Origin of the sequence: Pseudomonas sp. WS 5059 (assembly GCF_012985525.1) — a bacterium.
Classification (GTDB): Bacteria; Pseudomonadota; Gammaproteobacteria; order Pseudomonadales; family Pseudomonadaceae; genus Aquipseudomonas.
Map to the genome: position 1 here is coordinate 229,349 of NZ_JAAQWO010000003.1, position 14,483 is coordinate 243,831.

Sequence of the window (14,483 nt, forward strand, 5' to 3'; positions counted from 1 at the left end):
CCGGCGATGGCGTTCTTGAAATGTTGTACCTGCCTTGAGGACCTCATCGCCGGCAAGCCGGCTCCTACAAAGGTTGGGGGTTGGCAAATTGCGGGCAAAAAAAAGGGCCTGAAGAGCAAGTCTTCAAGCCCTCAAAAGGGTGAGAGGTGTCTAGTCCCTCAACCTGGTGAGCGGTGCTACATGCGTTCAGGCCTTCAAAGGCACCAGACGCGGGGCAATCATGTTTTCCGGGCGCAGGATGTCGTCGAGCATGGCGTCGTCGAGCAAGCCTTCTTCGCGCACCAGTTCCAGCACGCCGCGGCCGCTTTCGAGGGCAATGCGGGCGATGCGGGTGGCGTTTTCATAGCCGATGTACGGGTTCAGCGCGGTGACCAGGCCGATGGAGTGCTCCACCAGTTCGCGGCAGCGTGCTTCGTTGGCGGTGATGCCGACGATGCAGTGCTCGCGCAGCATGTCCATGGCGCGTTGCAGCAGGCGGATCGAGTCGAAGATCTTGAAGGCGATCAGCGGCTCCATCACGTTCAGTTGCAGCTGGCCGCCTTCGGCCGCCATGGTCAGGGCCAGGTCGTTACCGATGACCTGGAAGGCCACCTGGTTCACGGCTTCCGGGATGACCGGGTTGACCTTGCCGGGCATGATCGAGCTGCCTGGCTGACGCGCTGGCAGGTTGATTTCGTTGATCCCGGTACGTGGGCCGCTGGACAGCAGGCGCAGGTCGTTGCAGATCTTCGACAGCTTCACCGCCGTACGCTTGAGCATGCCGGAGAACAGCACGAACGCGCCCATGTCGGAGGTGGCTTCGATCAAGTCGGCCGCCGGTACCAGCGGCTGGCCGCTGATGGTGGCCAGGCGCTGTACAGCCAGGGCCTGGTAGCGCGGGTCGGCGTTGATGCCGGTACCGATGGCGGTGCCGCCCAGGTTGACTTCGGTCAGCAGCTCCGGCGCCAGGGTCTTGAGGCGTGCCAGGTCTTCACCCAGGGTCGTGGCGAAGGCACGGAATTCCTGGCCGAGGGTCATCGGCACGGCATCTTGCAGCTGGGTACGGCCCATTTTCAGGACGTGGCCGAACTCGACACCCTTGGCGGCGAACGCCTGGATCAGGCTGTCGAGGCTGGCCAGCAGCGCGTCATGGCCCAACAGCAGACCCAGGCGGATCGCGGTCGGATAGGCGTCGTTGGTCGACTGCGCCATGTTCACGTCGTTGTTGGGGTGCAGATATTGGTACTCGCCCTTGTTGTGGCCCATGGCCTCCAACGCGATGTTGGCGATGACTTCGTTGGCATTCATGTTGGTTGAAGTGCCAGCGCCGCCTTGAATCATGTCCACCACGAACTCTTCGTGGAAGTCGCCGCGGATCAGGCGGGCGCAGGCTTCGCTGATGGCAGCGTGCTTGGCTTCGCTGAGCTGGCCCAACTCGCGGTTGGCATCAGCGGCGGCTTGCTTGACCATTGCCAGACCGACCACCAATTTCGGGTAATGCGAAATCGGAACGCCGGAGAGACGGAAGTTATTCACGGCTCGCAGGGTCTGGATGCCGTAATACGCTTGGGCAGGTACTTCGAGTACGCCAAGCAGGTCTTTTTCTGTGCGGAATGATGCAGCGGAGGACATGACGGAAATCATCTCGATATGGACCCGGGCTAGGCCGGAACGCTGTGAATGCTAGGCTTGTGGGAGTTTTTGGGCCAATGCTATTAAGCGCTGGCCTATGCACAAACGGCATAATGTTGATGTGACCCGGTTAACATGGCGGGCGTGTGTGCCAAAATGGTGCATGCCCTGGAGAATCAGATGAACCTTGAAAGCAAATGGCTGGAAGACTTTAGCGCCCTGGCGGCCACGCGCAGCTTCTCCCAGGCGGCGGAGCGGCGCTTTGTCACCCAGCCGGCCTTCAGTCGACGCATCCGCAGCCTTGAGGCGGCCCTGGGGCTGACGTTGGTCAACCGTTCGCGCACGCCGGTCGAATTGACGGCGGCGGGGCAGTTGTTCCTGGTAACGGCGCGCACGGTGGTCGAGCAACTGGGCGAAGTGCTACGCCATTTGCATCACCTTGAAGGCGGCCAGGGCGAAGTCATGCAAGTCGCGGCGGCGCACTCCCTGGCGCTGGGCTTTTTCCCACGCTGGATCGCGCAATTGCGCAACGAAGGGCTGAACATCGCCACGCGGCTGGTCGCGACCAACGTCGGCGACGCGGTGCATGCCCTGCGCGAAGGTGGCTGCGACCTGATGCTGGCGTTCTACGACCCAGATGCGGCAATGCAGATGGACCCGGATATTTTCCCGTCGCTGCACCTGGGCAATACCGAAATGCTCCCAGTGTGCGCCGCCGATGCCGATGGCAAGCCGCTGTTTGACCTGGAAGGCGAGGGCAGCGTGCCATTGCTGGCCTACAGCGCCGGGGCATTCCTCGGGCGTTCGGTGAACCTGCTGCTGCGCCAGCGCGCCCTGCGCTTTACTACGGTGTATGAAACCGCCATGGCCGACAGCCTTAAAAGCATGGCGCTGGAAGGGCTGGGGATTGCCTGGGTACCACAGTTGAGCGTGCGCGCCGAGCTGGCCCGGGGTGAACTGGTAGTGTGCGGCGGGCCGCAGTGGCATGTGCCGCTGGAGATCCGCCTGTATCGCTGCGCGTTGGTGCGCAAGGCGAACGTGCGGTTGTTGTGGCGCAAGTTGGAAGGTGGGGCGGCGCAGAATCCGCCGGCCGAACGCGGTTAACTGTAGGAGCTGGCTTGCCAGCGATAGCAGTGTGCCAGTCGGATATTTGGTGCTGATTGACCGCAATCGCCGGCAAGCCGGCTCCTACAGGTTTTGGGTGTTTTGGCTGACTCTGAAGTCAATAAAACCGCAGGTTTGACCGGTAAGACAGATGGTCATTCCAGGGGCTGTTTATCTGCATTATTACGGTATACTGCGCGGCCTTCGGCCGGTCCAACCGGCCTTAATTCGTACAACAAGCCACGCCGGATTTCCCGCGTGGCTTGTTGTTTTTTGACGCGCCTGCGGGCGCCCAGAGAGAAGAGGCACGACGATGAGTGCATTGGTTGGCGTGATCATGGGCTCCAAGTCCGATTGGTCCACCCTTAGCCACACCGCCGATATGCTGGAAAAACTCGGCATTCCGTTTGAAGTGAAGGTGGTTTCCGCCCACCGCACGCCGGACTTGCTGTTCCAGTATGCCGATGAAGCAGAATCCCGTGGCATCGAGGTGATTATCGCCGGTGCCGGTGGCGCAGCCCACCTGCCGGGCATGTGTGCGGCCAAGACCCACTTGCCGGTACTCGGTGTGCCGGTGCAGTCGTCGATGCTCTCGGGCGTGGATTCGCTGCTGTCCATCGTGCAGATGCCCGCCGGCATTCCGGTGGCCACCCTGGCGATCGGCAAGGCTGGCGCGATCAACGCGGCATTGCTGTCGGCCAGTATCCTGGGCGCCAAGCATCCACAGTTCCACGCGGCCCTGAAGAAATTCCGCGCCGAACAGACTGACAGCGTCCTGGACAATCCAGACCCACGCATCGCCTGAGGTTGTTGATTGATGAAAATCGGTGTAATCGGTGGCGGCCAACTGGGTCGCATGCTGGCCCTGGCGGGTACGCCGCTGGGGATGAACTTCGCGTTTCTTGATCCGGCGCCGGACGCCTGTGCGGCGGCCCTGGGCGAACACCTGCGGGCGGACTACAGCGACCCGGACCACTTGCGCCAACTGGCCGATGAAGTCGACCTGGTGACCTTCGAGTTCGAAAGTGTGCCGGCCGAAACCGTGGCGTTCCTGTCGCAATTCGTGCCGGTGTACCCGAGCGCCGAAGCCCTGCGCATCGCCCGTGACCGCTGGTTCGAAAAGAGCATGTTCAAGGACCTGGGCATTCCGACCCCGGCCTTCGCCGACATCCAGTCCCAGGCGGACCTGGACGCTGCCGTCGCCAGCATCGGCCTGCCGGCTGTGCTGAAAACCCGCACCCTGGGTTATGACGGCAAGGGCCAGAAAGTCCTGCGTACTGACGCCGATGTGGTCGGCACCTTCGCCGAGCTGGGCAGCGTTGCTTGCCTGCTGGAAGGCTTCGTGCCGTTCACCGGCGAAGTCTCGCTGGTGGCCGTGCGCGCCCGTGATGGCGAAACGCGCTTCTACCCGTTGGTGCACAACACCCACGACAGCGGCATCCTCAAGCTGTCCGTGGCCAGCACCGACCACCCGTTGCAGGCCCTGGCCGAAGACTATTCCAGCCGCGTGCTCAAGCAACTGGATTATGTCGGCGTGATGGCCTTCGAATTCTTTGAAGTGGACGGTGGCCTCAAGGCCAACGAAATCGCCCCGCGTGTACACAACTCCGGGCACTGGACCACCGAAGGCGCCGAGTGCAGCCAGTTCGAAAACCACCTGCGGGCGGTTGCGGGCCTGCCACTGGGTTCCACGGCCAAGGTGGGCGAGAGCGCGATGCTCAACTTCATTGGTGTGGTGCCGCCGGTAGAGCAGGTCATTGCGATTGATGACTGCCACCTGCATCACTACGGCAAGGCCTTCAAGGTCGGGCGCAAGGTCGGCCACGCCAACCTGCGTTGCAAGGACCGCGCGACACTCGACGCGCAGATCGCCAAGGTCCAGGCACTGATCGCCGCGCAATAACCCACGGGCTGGCGGGAACCATTGGTGACCGCCATCCTCTGATTGCAGGATGCCAAAGTCTGACTAGGCTTCAGCTAACTTTCATTCAGAGGGAAATGCCATGGGTATCATTGGGACCATCTTTATCGGTTTGATCGTCGGCCTGCTGGCGCGTTTCCTGAAACCAGGCGACGACAGCATGGGCTGGATCATGACCATCCTGCTGGGTATCGCCGGCTCCCTGGCGGCGACCTATGGCGGCCAGGCGCTGGGTATCTACCAGGCAGGCCAGGGCGCAGGCTTCATTGGCGCGCTGGTCGGTGCCATCGTGTTGCTGGTGATCTACGGTCTGCTGAAAAAGAAATGATTTAGCGACAAGCCCTCTGCGCTGCGCAGGCGCAGAGGGCTAGAATGCCGGCACTGTGTTCATTTGCCGAGCCCCTTCATGCGCCGCCTCCTGTTGACTGTCCTTTTGCTGGGTTCAAGCCTGGCCCACGCCGCCCAATTGCCGGAAACCGACTGGCTGGAACTGATGCCTGAGTCAGACCAGAAAGCCCTGGAGCAAATGCCGGATATCGACCACAACTCCCCGGAAGCCTTGGGCACCTTTACCGAAAAGGGTGGCTTGAAGCAGAGCAAAGGCTTGCCGGCGGTGATGTATTCGACCAAGACCGTGGCCGCCCTGAACGGCAAGCATATCCGCCTGGGGGGCTACCCGGTGCCATTGGAAACCGACGCCAAGGGCCGCAGCACCTTGTTCTTCCTGGTGCCTTACCCGGGCGCGTGCATCCACGTGCCGCCGCCGCCGCCAAACCAGTTGGTGTTGGTGCGCTATCCCAAGGGCTTGAAGCTGGATGACATCTACACGCCGCTATGGGTGACCGGCACCTTGAAGGTCGAGACGGTCAACAACGACCTGGCGGATGCGGCTTATGCCCTGGATGCGGGAGTGGTGAGGGTGGTGCAGGAAGCGGATCTATAACCAGCGCCACAAAACCCCGGGCTTGGGTGGGAGCGGGCTTGCCCGCGATAGCGGTGTATCAGTCGCCGAATGTATCGGCTGAAACACCGCCATCGCGGGCAAGCCCGCTCCTACATTTTGGTTAGGTTACAGGGGCAGACTGGCCATGCTCACGCCCATGGTGTGACTAGCGCCCGGTGCCAGTGCCACCACATCGTCCAGCACATTTGCCGTCTCGATGCACAGCATGCCCTGCCAGCCATCGTCGGCCATGTCATCGAAGGCCTTGGCGCGTTCAGTCCAGGGGTTCCAGATCACCGTCGATTTTGATCCTTCGCTGGTGAGCTGGATACGGCGCTGCCAGTCTTTATCGACAATGTTCAACTGTGCCGGCGTGTCGAGGTAGATACGGTCGGTCTCGGCGCTGAAGTGCAGTGCGCCGACCTGTTGCTTGGTCACCCAGCCGTCGGCGGTATCGATGTAGTCCAGCCCATCCAGGCCATCGACCTGCACCTTGCGCACGTCGCTGACCGCGAAGTAGCTGTGCAGCGCCTGGCTGATGATCACGGTGTCGGTGCTGCGGTTGTGGCTGGTCAGGCGGATATGCAGTTGATCGTCGAGCAGGATGCTCATTTTCAGATCGACCTGATGGGGCCAGCCAGGGAAGCCGCCAGCAGGTGCCGGCAGTACCAGCTCAACCCGGTTGTCTTCGACGCCGGCCAGGGTCCAGATGGCTGTGCGCGCGAAACCATGGGCGCCGGCCGGCTGATCACTCTGGCGCATCGCCTTGACGCTTTGCGGGTTGCGCTCGAACACACCAAACCACGGCCAGCACACCGGCACACCCGTACGGATACCTTTGCCAGCCTTGAACACCGCCTTGTCGTTAGGCCAGATCACCGGTTTTGCGCCAGCGGGCTGGTAACTGAACACGTGCGCACCCTGTTGGGCCACCAGCACTTCGGCGCCGTTGTGGCGGATGCGCCAGCAGTCCAGCTCATCCATTTTCACGGCTTCAACGTGGGGCGTAGGCATACAAGGCTCTCTTAGTGACAGGCAATGGGGCAATGGACCGTCAAACCGCCGCGAGGTTTAACGCGCCCGCGACGGAACCGACCGGGTGCGCCCGCTGCCATCAATGGCGACGAACACAAACACCGCCTCGGTGACTTTGCGCCATTCGCTGGACAGCGGGTCATCGCTCCACACTTCGACCATCATCTGGATCGAGCTGCGGCCGATTTCCAGGGCCTGGGTGTAGAAGGACAACTGCGCGCCCACCGCCACCGGAACCAGGAAGGCCATGCGGTCGATGGCTACGGTAGCCACGCGGCCGCCGGCGACTTTGCTGGCCATTGCCGTGCCGGCCAGGTCCATCTGCGCTACCAGCCAGCCGCCGAAAATATCGCCGAAACCGTTGGTTTCACGGGGCAGTGCGGTGATTTGCAGGGCGAGATCGCCTTGCGGGATAGGATCTTCTTGTTCGAGTTCGATCATGCCGGGGGTGCCTCTGACCCGTGACTCTTGGACTATGTAATCGGTGAATAGCCGTCTTGGAAAAACGATTCAGCCCCGAACATACTACGTTCGTCACGTTTTTCGAAAGGCGCCTTGAGGGAAACTCTGCGAAATCGGCTGGCCGGTGCCAACGACGTTTTCGCGCAACTTCCACTGATATGCCGGTGCAAGGCGGGCAGTATATCGGTCGCTAGCCTGCGCGACGACCATTGGGGCCGGATTTTGTACATCTATCTGCGTGGCTTTGAAGGTGTCGGGCAAATGGCCAAAACAGTCATGCAACTTGAGGGGTTTGACCATTGTTTCTTTTAAACCCAGCACCCCAGTATTTGCTGGCGTTTTTGGTCCCCGACAATAATTCGAAGAAGGAAGAGGCGGGCCTTGCAAGGTGGTGACTTTGCGAGTCGGCGCCAACCGCTGTGCAGGTGTTTAGACTGTGCTTTTCCAGGCAATTTGTTATCTTGCCGGACCTGCCAGGCCAAACCAGCGCTGTTGCGGATTCCTGATCTGACCTAATAAGAGAAGCCTTGCCATGACCACAGTGCCTTCAAGCATTGCGCCGCCCGCACGACCGCTGAACCGCAACGACTACAAAACCCTGTCGCTGTCGGCCCTGGGCGGCGCGCTGGAGTTCTACGACTTCATCATCTTCGTGTTCTTCGCCACTGTGGTCGGGAAGCTGTTTTTCCCCGCCGACATGCCCGAATGGCTGCGCCTGATGCAGACCTTCGGCATCTTCGCCGCCGGCTACCTGGCGCGGCCGCTGGGCGGGATCATCATGGCGCACTTCGGCGACCTGCTGGGGCGCAAGAAGATGTTCACCTTGAGCATCTTCATGATGGCCGTGCCGACCCTGATCATGGGCCTGTTGCCGACCTACGCGCAGATCGGCCTGTGGGCTCCGATCCTGTTGCTGCTGATGCGCGTGATCCAGGGCGCGGCGATTGGTGGCGAAGTGCCGGGGGCGTGGGTTTTTGTTTCTGAGCATGTCCCACCACGCCATATCGGCTACGCCTGCGGCACCCTGACCAGCGGCCTGACCGCCGGGATCCTCCTGGGTTCGCTGGTGGCCACCGCCATCAACACCCTGTACACCCCGGAGCAGGTGTCGGACTACGCCTGGCGGATCCCGTTCCTGTTGGGCGGTGTATTCGGCCTGTTTTCGGTGTACCTGCGCCGCTGGCTGCACGAAACGCCGATCTTCGCCGAAATGCAGCAGCGCAAGACCCTGGCCGCCGAGCTGCCCTTGCGTGCGGTCCTGCGTGACCACCGTGGCGCCATCGTGCTGTCGATGCTGCTGACCTGGCTGCTGTCGGCCGGTATCGTCGTCGTGATCCTGATGACCCCGACCGTGCTGCAGACCATCTACCACTTCAGCCCGACAGTCTCGTTGCAGGCCAACAGCCTGGCGATCGTCACCCTGAGCCTGGGCTGCATCCTCTCCGGCGCGCTGGCTGACCGCTTTGGCGCCGGTCGCGTGCTGATCGCCGGTTGCGCATTGCTGCTCGCGACCTCGTGGACGCTGTATCACAGCCTGCTGGACCACCCGAACTGGCTGTTCCCGCTGTACACCCTCACCGGCCTGTTCGTCGGCGTGGTCGGCGTGGTGCCCTACGTGATGGTCAAGGCCTTCCCGCCGGTGGTGCGCTTCAGCGGCCTGTCGTTTTCCTACAACGTTGCCTACGCGGTGTTCGGTGGTCTGACGCCGTTGGTGGTGTCGCTGCTGATGAAAGAAAGCCCAATGGGCCCGGCGTACTACGTTGCCGTGATCTGCACGATGGGGATGCTGGTGGGTGCCTACCTGTGGAAACGCGGGCGCTGAACCTGGCAAGTCCCCTGTAGGAACCGGCTTACCGGCGATGGCGTCCCTTGATCAGTGCACAATTCAAGGGCCCATTGCCGGCAAGCCGGCTCCTGCAACGTTTACAGAGTGTTTCTGAAATTACCGCAATCCCTCGCCTCGCCCCCGCGTTTACTCAGCGTCCCCCCCCCGCATCCGCTTTCCTAGCCAATACTGGCCTTTCATCTAATTGTCATATTCCAGACATAGAGTGTTCACACGGCCTACCGATACTTGGCCCCGATCCAACTATCCCTATCTGCTAGGAGTAAGGCATGAAACTGAAGCGTTTGATGGCGGCAATGACTTTTGTCGCTGCTGGCGTTGCGACTGCCCACGCGGTGGCCGCTGGTGTTGACCCGGCAATTCCGGCCTATACCAAGACCACTGGTGTATCGGGCAACTTGTCCAGCGTCGGTTCCGATACCCTGGCCAACCTGATGACCCTGTGGGCCGAGAACTACAAAAAAGAATACCCGAACGTAAACATCCAGATTCAAGCCGCCGGTTCTTCCACCGCGCCGCCTGCACTCACCGAAGGCACCGCTAACCTGGGCCCGATGAGCCGCAAGATGAAGGACAACGAACTGCAGGCTTTCGAGAACAAATACGGCTACAAGCCGACGGCTATCCCGGTGGCCGTGGACGCCCTGGCTGTATTCGTACACAAGGACAACCCGATCAAGCACCTGACCATGGCTCAGGTCGATGCCGTGTTCTCGTCGACTCGCCTGTGCGGCGCCAAGGCTGACGCCAAGACCTGGGGTGACCTGGGTGTGACCGGTGACCTGGCCAACAAGCCAGTGCAACTGTTCGGTCGTAACTCGGTATCCGGCACCTACGGCTACTTCAAGGAAGAAGCGCTGTGCAAAGGTGACTTCAAGCCAAACGTCAACGAACAACCAGGCTCGGCTTCGGTCGTGCAGTCCATCAGCTCCTCGCTGAACGGCATCGGTTACTCGGGCATCGGCTACAAGACTGCCAGCGTGAAAACCGTGGCCCTGGCCAAGAAAGAAGGCGGCGAGTTCGTCGAAGACACCGAAGAAAACGCCCTGAACGGCAAGTACCCGCTGTCGCGTTTCCTCTACGTGTACATCAACAAGGCTCCGAACAAGCCTCTGGCCCCGCTGGAAGCCGAGTTCGTGAAACTGGTTCTGTCCAAACAGGGCCAGGAAGTTGTAGTCAAGGATGGCTACATCCCACTGCCAGCCAAAGTTGCCGCCAAGGCACTGGCTGACCTGGGTCTGAAAGAAGGCAAATAAGCCTGCACTACCTGGTGTAGATGCATGCTCTTGTGTGGGAGCGGGCTTGCCCGCGATGCAGGCGACGCGGTTTAAAATTGAAATCGTGTTGATGCCATCGCGGGCCAACCCGCTCCCATGACAAGCCGGTCTACACTCCTAATTTTTCGGTCCGCTGCCAGCCCTGCTACGCGGCGGATTTTTTGCGTCACTGCATTGTCATCTTTCTGTCATACAGGATCGCTAGGGTGTGCGCATGAATGATCTGGCCAATTCCACCATGACGACGACTTCTCCTCCCAAGCGCATTGATTTCAATACGCCTGAGCTGCAACGCAAGCGCCGCATCCGCGCGCTCAAGGACCGCCTGACCCGTTGGTACGTACTGGTCGGCGGCCTTGCCGTCCTCGGCGCTATCACGCTGATTTTCTTCTTCCTGGCCTACGTGGTCGCGCCGCTGTTCCAGGGTGCCAGCCTGACCAAGGACGAGGCCCTGAGCCCGGCCTGGATGCAGGATGCCGGCAAGCCGTTGCTGATCTCGCTGGAAGAGCAGAACCAGGTCGCCATGCGGGTTTCCGACAAGGGCCAGGCGTTGTTCTTCAGCGTTGATACCGGTGCTGAACTCAAGCGTGTCGACCTGGCCCTGCCGGCCGGCGCCAGCGTGGTGTCCATCGGTGAAGACCAGCCCGGCAGCCCGCTGGTAATCCTTGGCTTGTCCAATGGCCAGTCCCTGGTGTTCCGTCACTCTTATAAAGTGTCGTACCCGGACGGCAAGAAGACCATTTCGCCCGAAATCGAATACCCCTACGGCGACACGCCAATAGTGCTCGACGAAGCCGGTCGGCCGCTGGAACATGTCGCCCTCAACGCCACTGACAGCTCGCTGATCGTTGCCGGTTCCGCCGGTTCGCACCTGAACGTGCTGTCGGTGAGCCGCGAAGAAAACATGATGACCGGCGAAGTGGTCAGCGAGCAGAAGCGCATCGACCTGCCGCAAATGACCGAGCCTGTTAAAGCGATCTTTGTCGATCCACGCCAGCAATGGCTGTATGTGATCAACGGTCGCGCCCTGGCCGATGTGTTCAGCCTGCGGGACAACAGCCTCAACGGTCGATACAAATTATTGGAAGATGGCAACGCTGAAATCACCGCCAGCACCCAACTGGTGGGCGGTATCTCGCTGATCGTCGGCGACTCCAAGGGTGGCCTGGCCCAGTGGTTCATGGCCCGTGACCCGGATGGTGAGCAACACCTCAAGCAGATCCGTACTTTCCAGATGGGCACCACGCCTATCGTTGAAATCACCGCTGAAGAGCGTCGCAAAGGCTTCACCGCCCTGGATGCCTCCGGCAAGTTCGGGGTGTTCCACAGTACCGCGCACCGCACTTTGCTGGTGGACCCGGTGGTCGAAAGCCAGGGCATCTTTGGCATGTCGCCACGGGCCAACCGCGTGATCGTCGAAGCCGGCGGCAAGCTGCAGCCGTTGACCCTCGACAACCCGCACCCGGAAGTGTCCTGGAGCGCGTTGTGGAGCAAGGTCTGGTACGAAAACTACGACGAGCCTAAATACGTCTGGCAATCGACCGCCGCCAACAGCGACTTCGAACCGAAGATGAGCCTGGCGCCACTGACCTTCGGTACGCTCAAGGCCGCGTTCTACGCCATGCTGCTGGCTGCACCCCTGGCCATCGCCGCGGCGATCTACACCGCTTACTTCATGGCTCCGAGCCTGCGCCGCAAGGTCAAGCCGGTGATCGAGCTGATGGAAGCGATGCCGACGGTGATCCTCGGCTTCTTCGCCGGCCTGTTCCTGGCGCCGTATGTCGAAGGGCACCTGCCGGGGATTTTCAGCCTGCTGATGTTGTTGCCGATTGGCATCCTCGTCGCCGGCTTTGTTTTCAGCCGCCTGCCTGAGTCGATCCGCCTGCGGGTTCCCGATGGCTGGGAAAGCGCGATCCTGATCCCGGTGATCCTGTTTGTGGGCTGGCTCTCGCTGTACATGAGCCCGTACCTGGAAACCTGGTTCTTCGGTGGCGACATGCGCATGTGGATCTCCCACGACCTGGGCATCACCTACGACCAGCGCAACGCCCTGGTAGTCGGCCTGGCCATGGGTTTTGCGGTGATCCCGAACATCTACTCCATCGCCGAAGACGCCGTGTTCAGCGTGCCGCGTGGCCTGACCCTAGGCTCCCTGGCGCTGGGCGCTACGCCTTGGCAGACCATGACCCGTGTGGTGTTGCTGACCGCAAGCCCGGGGATTTTCTCGGCGCTGATGATCGGCATGGGCCGTGCAGTGGGCGAAACCATGATCGTGCTGATGGCCACGGGTAACACCCCGGTCATGGAAATGAACCTGTTCGAAGGCCTGCGAACGCTCGCCGCCAACGTCGCGGTGGAAATGCCCGAGTCGGAAGTGGGCGGCAGTCACTACCGCGTGCTGTTCCTCTCGGCGCTGGTGCTGCTGCTGTTTACCTTCGTCATGAACACCCTCGCCGAGCTGATCCGTCAGCGTCTGCGCAAGAAATACTCGTCGCTTTAAGAAAGGTAGAAGTCTGTGAAACAGAACTCCCTGAATGGATGGTTCAAGAGCGGCGCCCCTGGCGTCTGGATCAGCGGTGGCGCGGTGGCCATCGCGGTCATCATGACCATTGGTTTGCTGGCTGTGATTGCCGTACGCGGCTTGGGTCACTTCTGGCCGGCCGACCTGATCCAGGCCAACTACAACGTGCCGGGCCAGGCCAACCACATCGTCATCGGCGAAGTGGTACAGAAAGAACAAGTGCCGCGCGAGCGCCTGAAAAGCGCTGGCCTGCCGGTGCCGGACGAAGGTCCGGAGTTCATGACCCGCGAGCTGATCAAGGTCGGCAACCGGGACTTGAACGGTAATGACTTCACCTGGATCGTCGGCGAGTGGCTGACCAACCAGACCACGCCTGTCGAGTTGATGGCCATCGAGCGTCGTGAGTGGGGCAACTTCTACGGCACCCTGGTCAACGTCAAGCAGGATGGCAAAGTCATCGCCGAAGGCGAGGCGGCGTGGCCCGAGCTGCAGGCGCGGGTTGAGCGGGTGAACAGGTTGGCCGCCGATCTCAAGACCCTTGAGAAGAGCGACATTGGTGCGATCAACGCCGGCCTGGAGCGAATCCGCCTGCACGGTCGCAAGCTGGAACTCAGCGGCAAGCTCGACGCTGCCGCCCAGGCTGACATGGATGCCGACCGCGCCGAGCTGAATGCGCGTTACCAGGCCGTCGAGGCGCGCCTGACCGACCTGCACGCCCAGTTCAACCGCGACAGCCTCACGGCCCGTGATGCCAACGGCAAAGAGCTGGAAATCAACATCGGCCATGTGGTGCATGCCTACCAGCCGAACGCCATGGGCACCCTGACCAAGATGGGTTTCTATGTCAGCAAGGTCTGGGAATTCCTCAGCGATGACCCGCGGGAAGCCAACACCGAAGGCGGGATCTTCCCGGCGATCTTCGGCACCGTGATGATGACCCTGATCATGGCGATGATCGTGACTCCGTTCGGCGTGCTGGCGGCGGTCTACCTGCGTGAATACGCCAAGCAGAACACCTTGACCCGCATTATCCGTATCGCGGTGAACAACCTGGCGGGCGTCCCGGCGATTGTCTACGGCGTATTCGGCCTGGGCTTCTTTGTGTACGTGCTGGGTGGTTCGGTCGACCGCCTGTTCTTCCCCGAAGCCCTGCCGGCGCCGACCTTCGGTACGCCGGGCCTGTTGTGGGCCTCGTTGACCCTGGCGCTGCTGGCGGTGCCGGTGGTGATCGTGGCCACCGAAGAAGGCCTGGCGCGAATCCCACGCACGGTGCGTGAAGGTTCCCTGGCACTGGGGGCGACCAAGGCCGAAACCCTGTGGAAAATCGTCCTGCCCATGGCCAGCCCGGCGATGATGACCGGCATGATCCTCGCGGTGGCCCGCGCCGCGGGTGAAGTAGCACCGCTGATGCTGGTGGGTGTGGTCAAGCTGGCGCCATCGCTGCCGCTGGACGGCAACTACCCGTACCTGCACCTGGACCAGAAGATCATGCACCTGGGCTTCCATATCTACGACGTCGGCTTCCAGAGCCCCAACGTCGAGGCCGCACGTCCGCTGGTGTACGCCACCGCGTTCCTGCTGGTGCTGGTGATCGCCACGCTGAACCTGTCGGCGGTATGGATTCGTAACCACCTGCGCGAAAAGTACAAGGCACTGGATAGCTGACACGGTCCAATGTGGGAGCTGGCTTGCCTGCGATGCAGACGACGCGGTGTATCAGTAAGACCGCAGTGATGCCATCGCAGGCAAGCCAGCTCCCACAG

Annotated in this window: 12 protein-coding genes; 9 read left to right on the top strand and 3 right to left on the bottom strand. The window is 61.4% G+C overall.

All coding sequences use genetic code 11. The annotated features are described in order from the left end of the window. Window positions 1–186 precede the first annotated feature (186 nt). Complete coding sequence (aspA, locus tag HBO12_RS09910) at window positions 187–1,611, bottom strand: aspartate ammonia-lyase (RefSeq protein WP_038444539.1); 1,425 nt, start codon at window positions 1,609–1,611, stop codon at window positions 187–189. A 180-nt stretch (window positions 1,612–1,791) separates the two neighbouring features. Here aspA and HBO12_RS09915 point away from each other — a divergent pair, with 180 nt between their 5' ends. From HBO12_RS09915 to HBO12_RS09935, 5 genes are all read left to right on the top strand, one after another. Continuing rightward, window positions 1,792–2,715, top strand: a complete 924-nt coding sequence (locus HBO12_RS09915) for a LysR substrate-binding domain-containing protein (protein WP_170042055.1) — start codon at window positions 1,792–1,794, stop codon at window positions 2,713–2,715. A 313-nt stretch (window positions 2,716–3,028) separates the two neighbouring features. Beyond that, window positions 3,029–3,520 carry a 5-(carboxyamino)imidazole ribonucleotide mutase gene (gene purE, locus HBO12_RS09920; protein WP_057440545.1) on the top strand — a complete coding sequence of 164 codons (492 nt, stop codon included), beginning with the start codon at window positions 3,029–3,031 and terminating at the stop codon, window positions 3,518–3,520. Window positions 3,521–3,532: 12 nt separating this feature from the next. After that, the gene (locus HBO12_RS09925) at window positions 3,533–4,618 is read left to right on the top strand and encodes a 5-(carboxyamino)imidazole ribonucleotide synthase (protein ID WP_032856724.1); all 1,086 of its coding nucleotides are present in this window, start codon (window positions 3,533–3,535) and stop codon (window positions 4,616–4,618) included. 100 nt (window positions 4,619–4,718) lie between these two features. Beyond that, window positions 4,719–4,964, top strand: coding sequence for a GlsB/YeaQ/YmgE family stress response membrane protein (locus HBO12_RS09930; protein WP_029289950.1), 246 nt, complete (start codon window positions 4,719–4,721; stop codon window positions 4,962–4,964). A 78-nt stretch (window positions 4,965–5,042) separates the two neighbouring features. Continuing rightward, complete coding sequence (locus tag HBO12_RS09935; RefSeq protein ID WP_169955434.1) at window positions 5,043–5,579, top strand: DUF3299 domain-containing protein; 537 nt, start codon at window positions 5,043–5,045, stop codon at window positions 5,577–5,579. Between the two features lie 126 nt (window positions 5,580–5,705). Here HBO12_RS09935 and HBO12_RS09940 read toward each other — a convergent pair whose 3' ends face one another. After that, entirely contained in the window at window positions 5,706–6,593 is an 888-nt protein-coding gene (locus tag HBO12_RS09940) for a D-hexose-6-phosphate mutarotase (RefSeq protein ID WP_170042056.1), read from the bottom strand. A 57-nt stretch (window positions 6,594–6,650) separates the two neighbouring features. Then, window positions 6,651–7,055, bottom strand: a complete 405-nt coding sequence (locus HBO12_RS09945; RefSeq protein WP_003176975.1) for an acyl-CoA thioesterase — start codon at window positions 7,053–7,055, stop codon at window positions 6,651–6,653. A 562-nt stretch (window positions 7,056–7,617) separates the two neighbouring features. Between HBO12_RS09945 and HBO12_RS09950 the strand changes: the two genes are divergently transcribed. The 4 genes from HBO12_RS09950 to pstA all read left to right on the top strand — a co-directional run bounded on the left by HBO12_RS09950 (window position 7,618) and on the right by pstA (window position 14,385). After that, on the top strand, window positions 7,618–8,898 hold the full coding sequence (locus HBO12_RS09950; protein WP_170042267.1) for an MFS transporter: 1,281 nt from the start codon (window positions 7,618–7,620) through the stop codon (window positions 8,896–8,898). Window positions 8,899–9,191: 293 nt separating this feature from the next. Then, window positions 9,192–10,178, top strand: coding sequence for a phosphate ABC transporter substrate-binding protein PstS (locus tag HBO12_RS09955; RefSeq protein WP_169955432.1), 987 nt, complete (start codon window positions 9,192–9,194; stop codon window positions 10,176–10,178). Between the two features lie 487 nt (window positions 10,179–10,665). Next, entirely contained in the window at window positions 10,666–12,699 is a 2,034-nt protein-coding gene (locus tag HBO12_RS09960) for an ABC transporter permease subunit (protein ID WP_170042268.1), read from the top strand. Window positions 12,700–12,714: 15 nt separating this feature from the next. Beyond that, window positions 12,715–14,385 carry a phosphate ABC transporter permease PstA gene (gene pstA / locus HBO12_RS09965; protein WP_169955431.1) on the top strand — a complete coding sequence of 557 codons (1,671 nt, stop codon included), beginning with the start codon at window positions 12,715–12,717 and terminating at the stop codon, window positions 14,383–14,385. The last annotated feature ends 98 nt before the right edge of the window (window positions 14,386–14,483 follow it).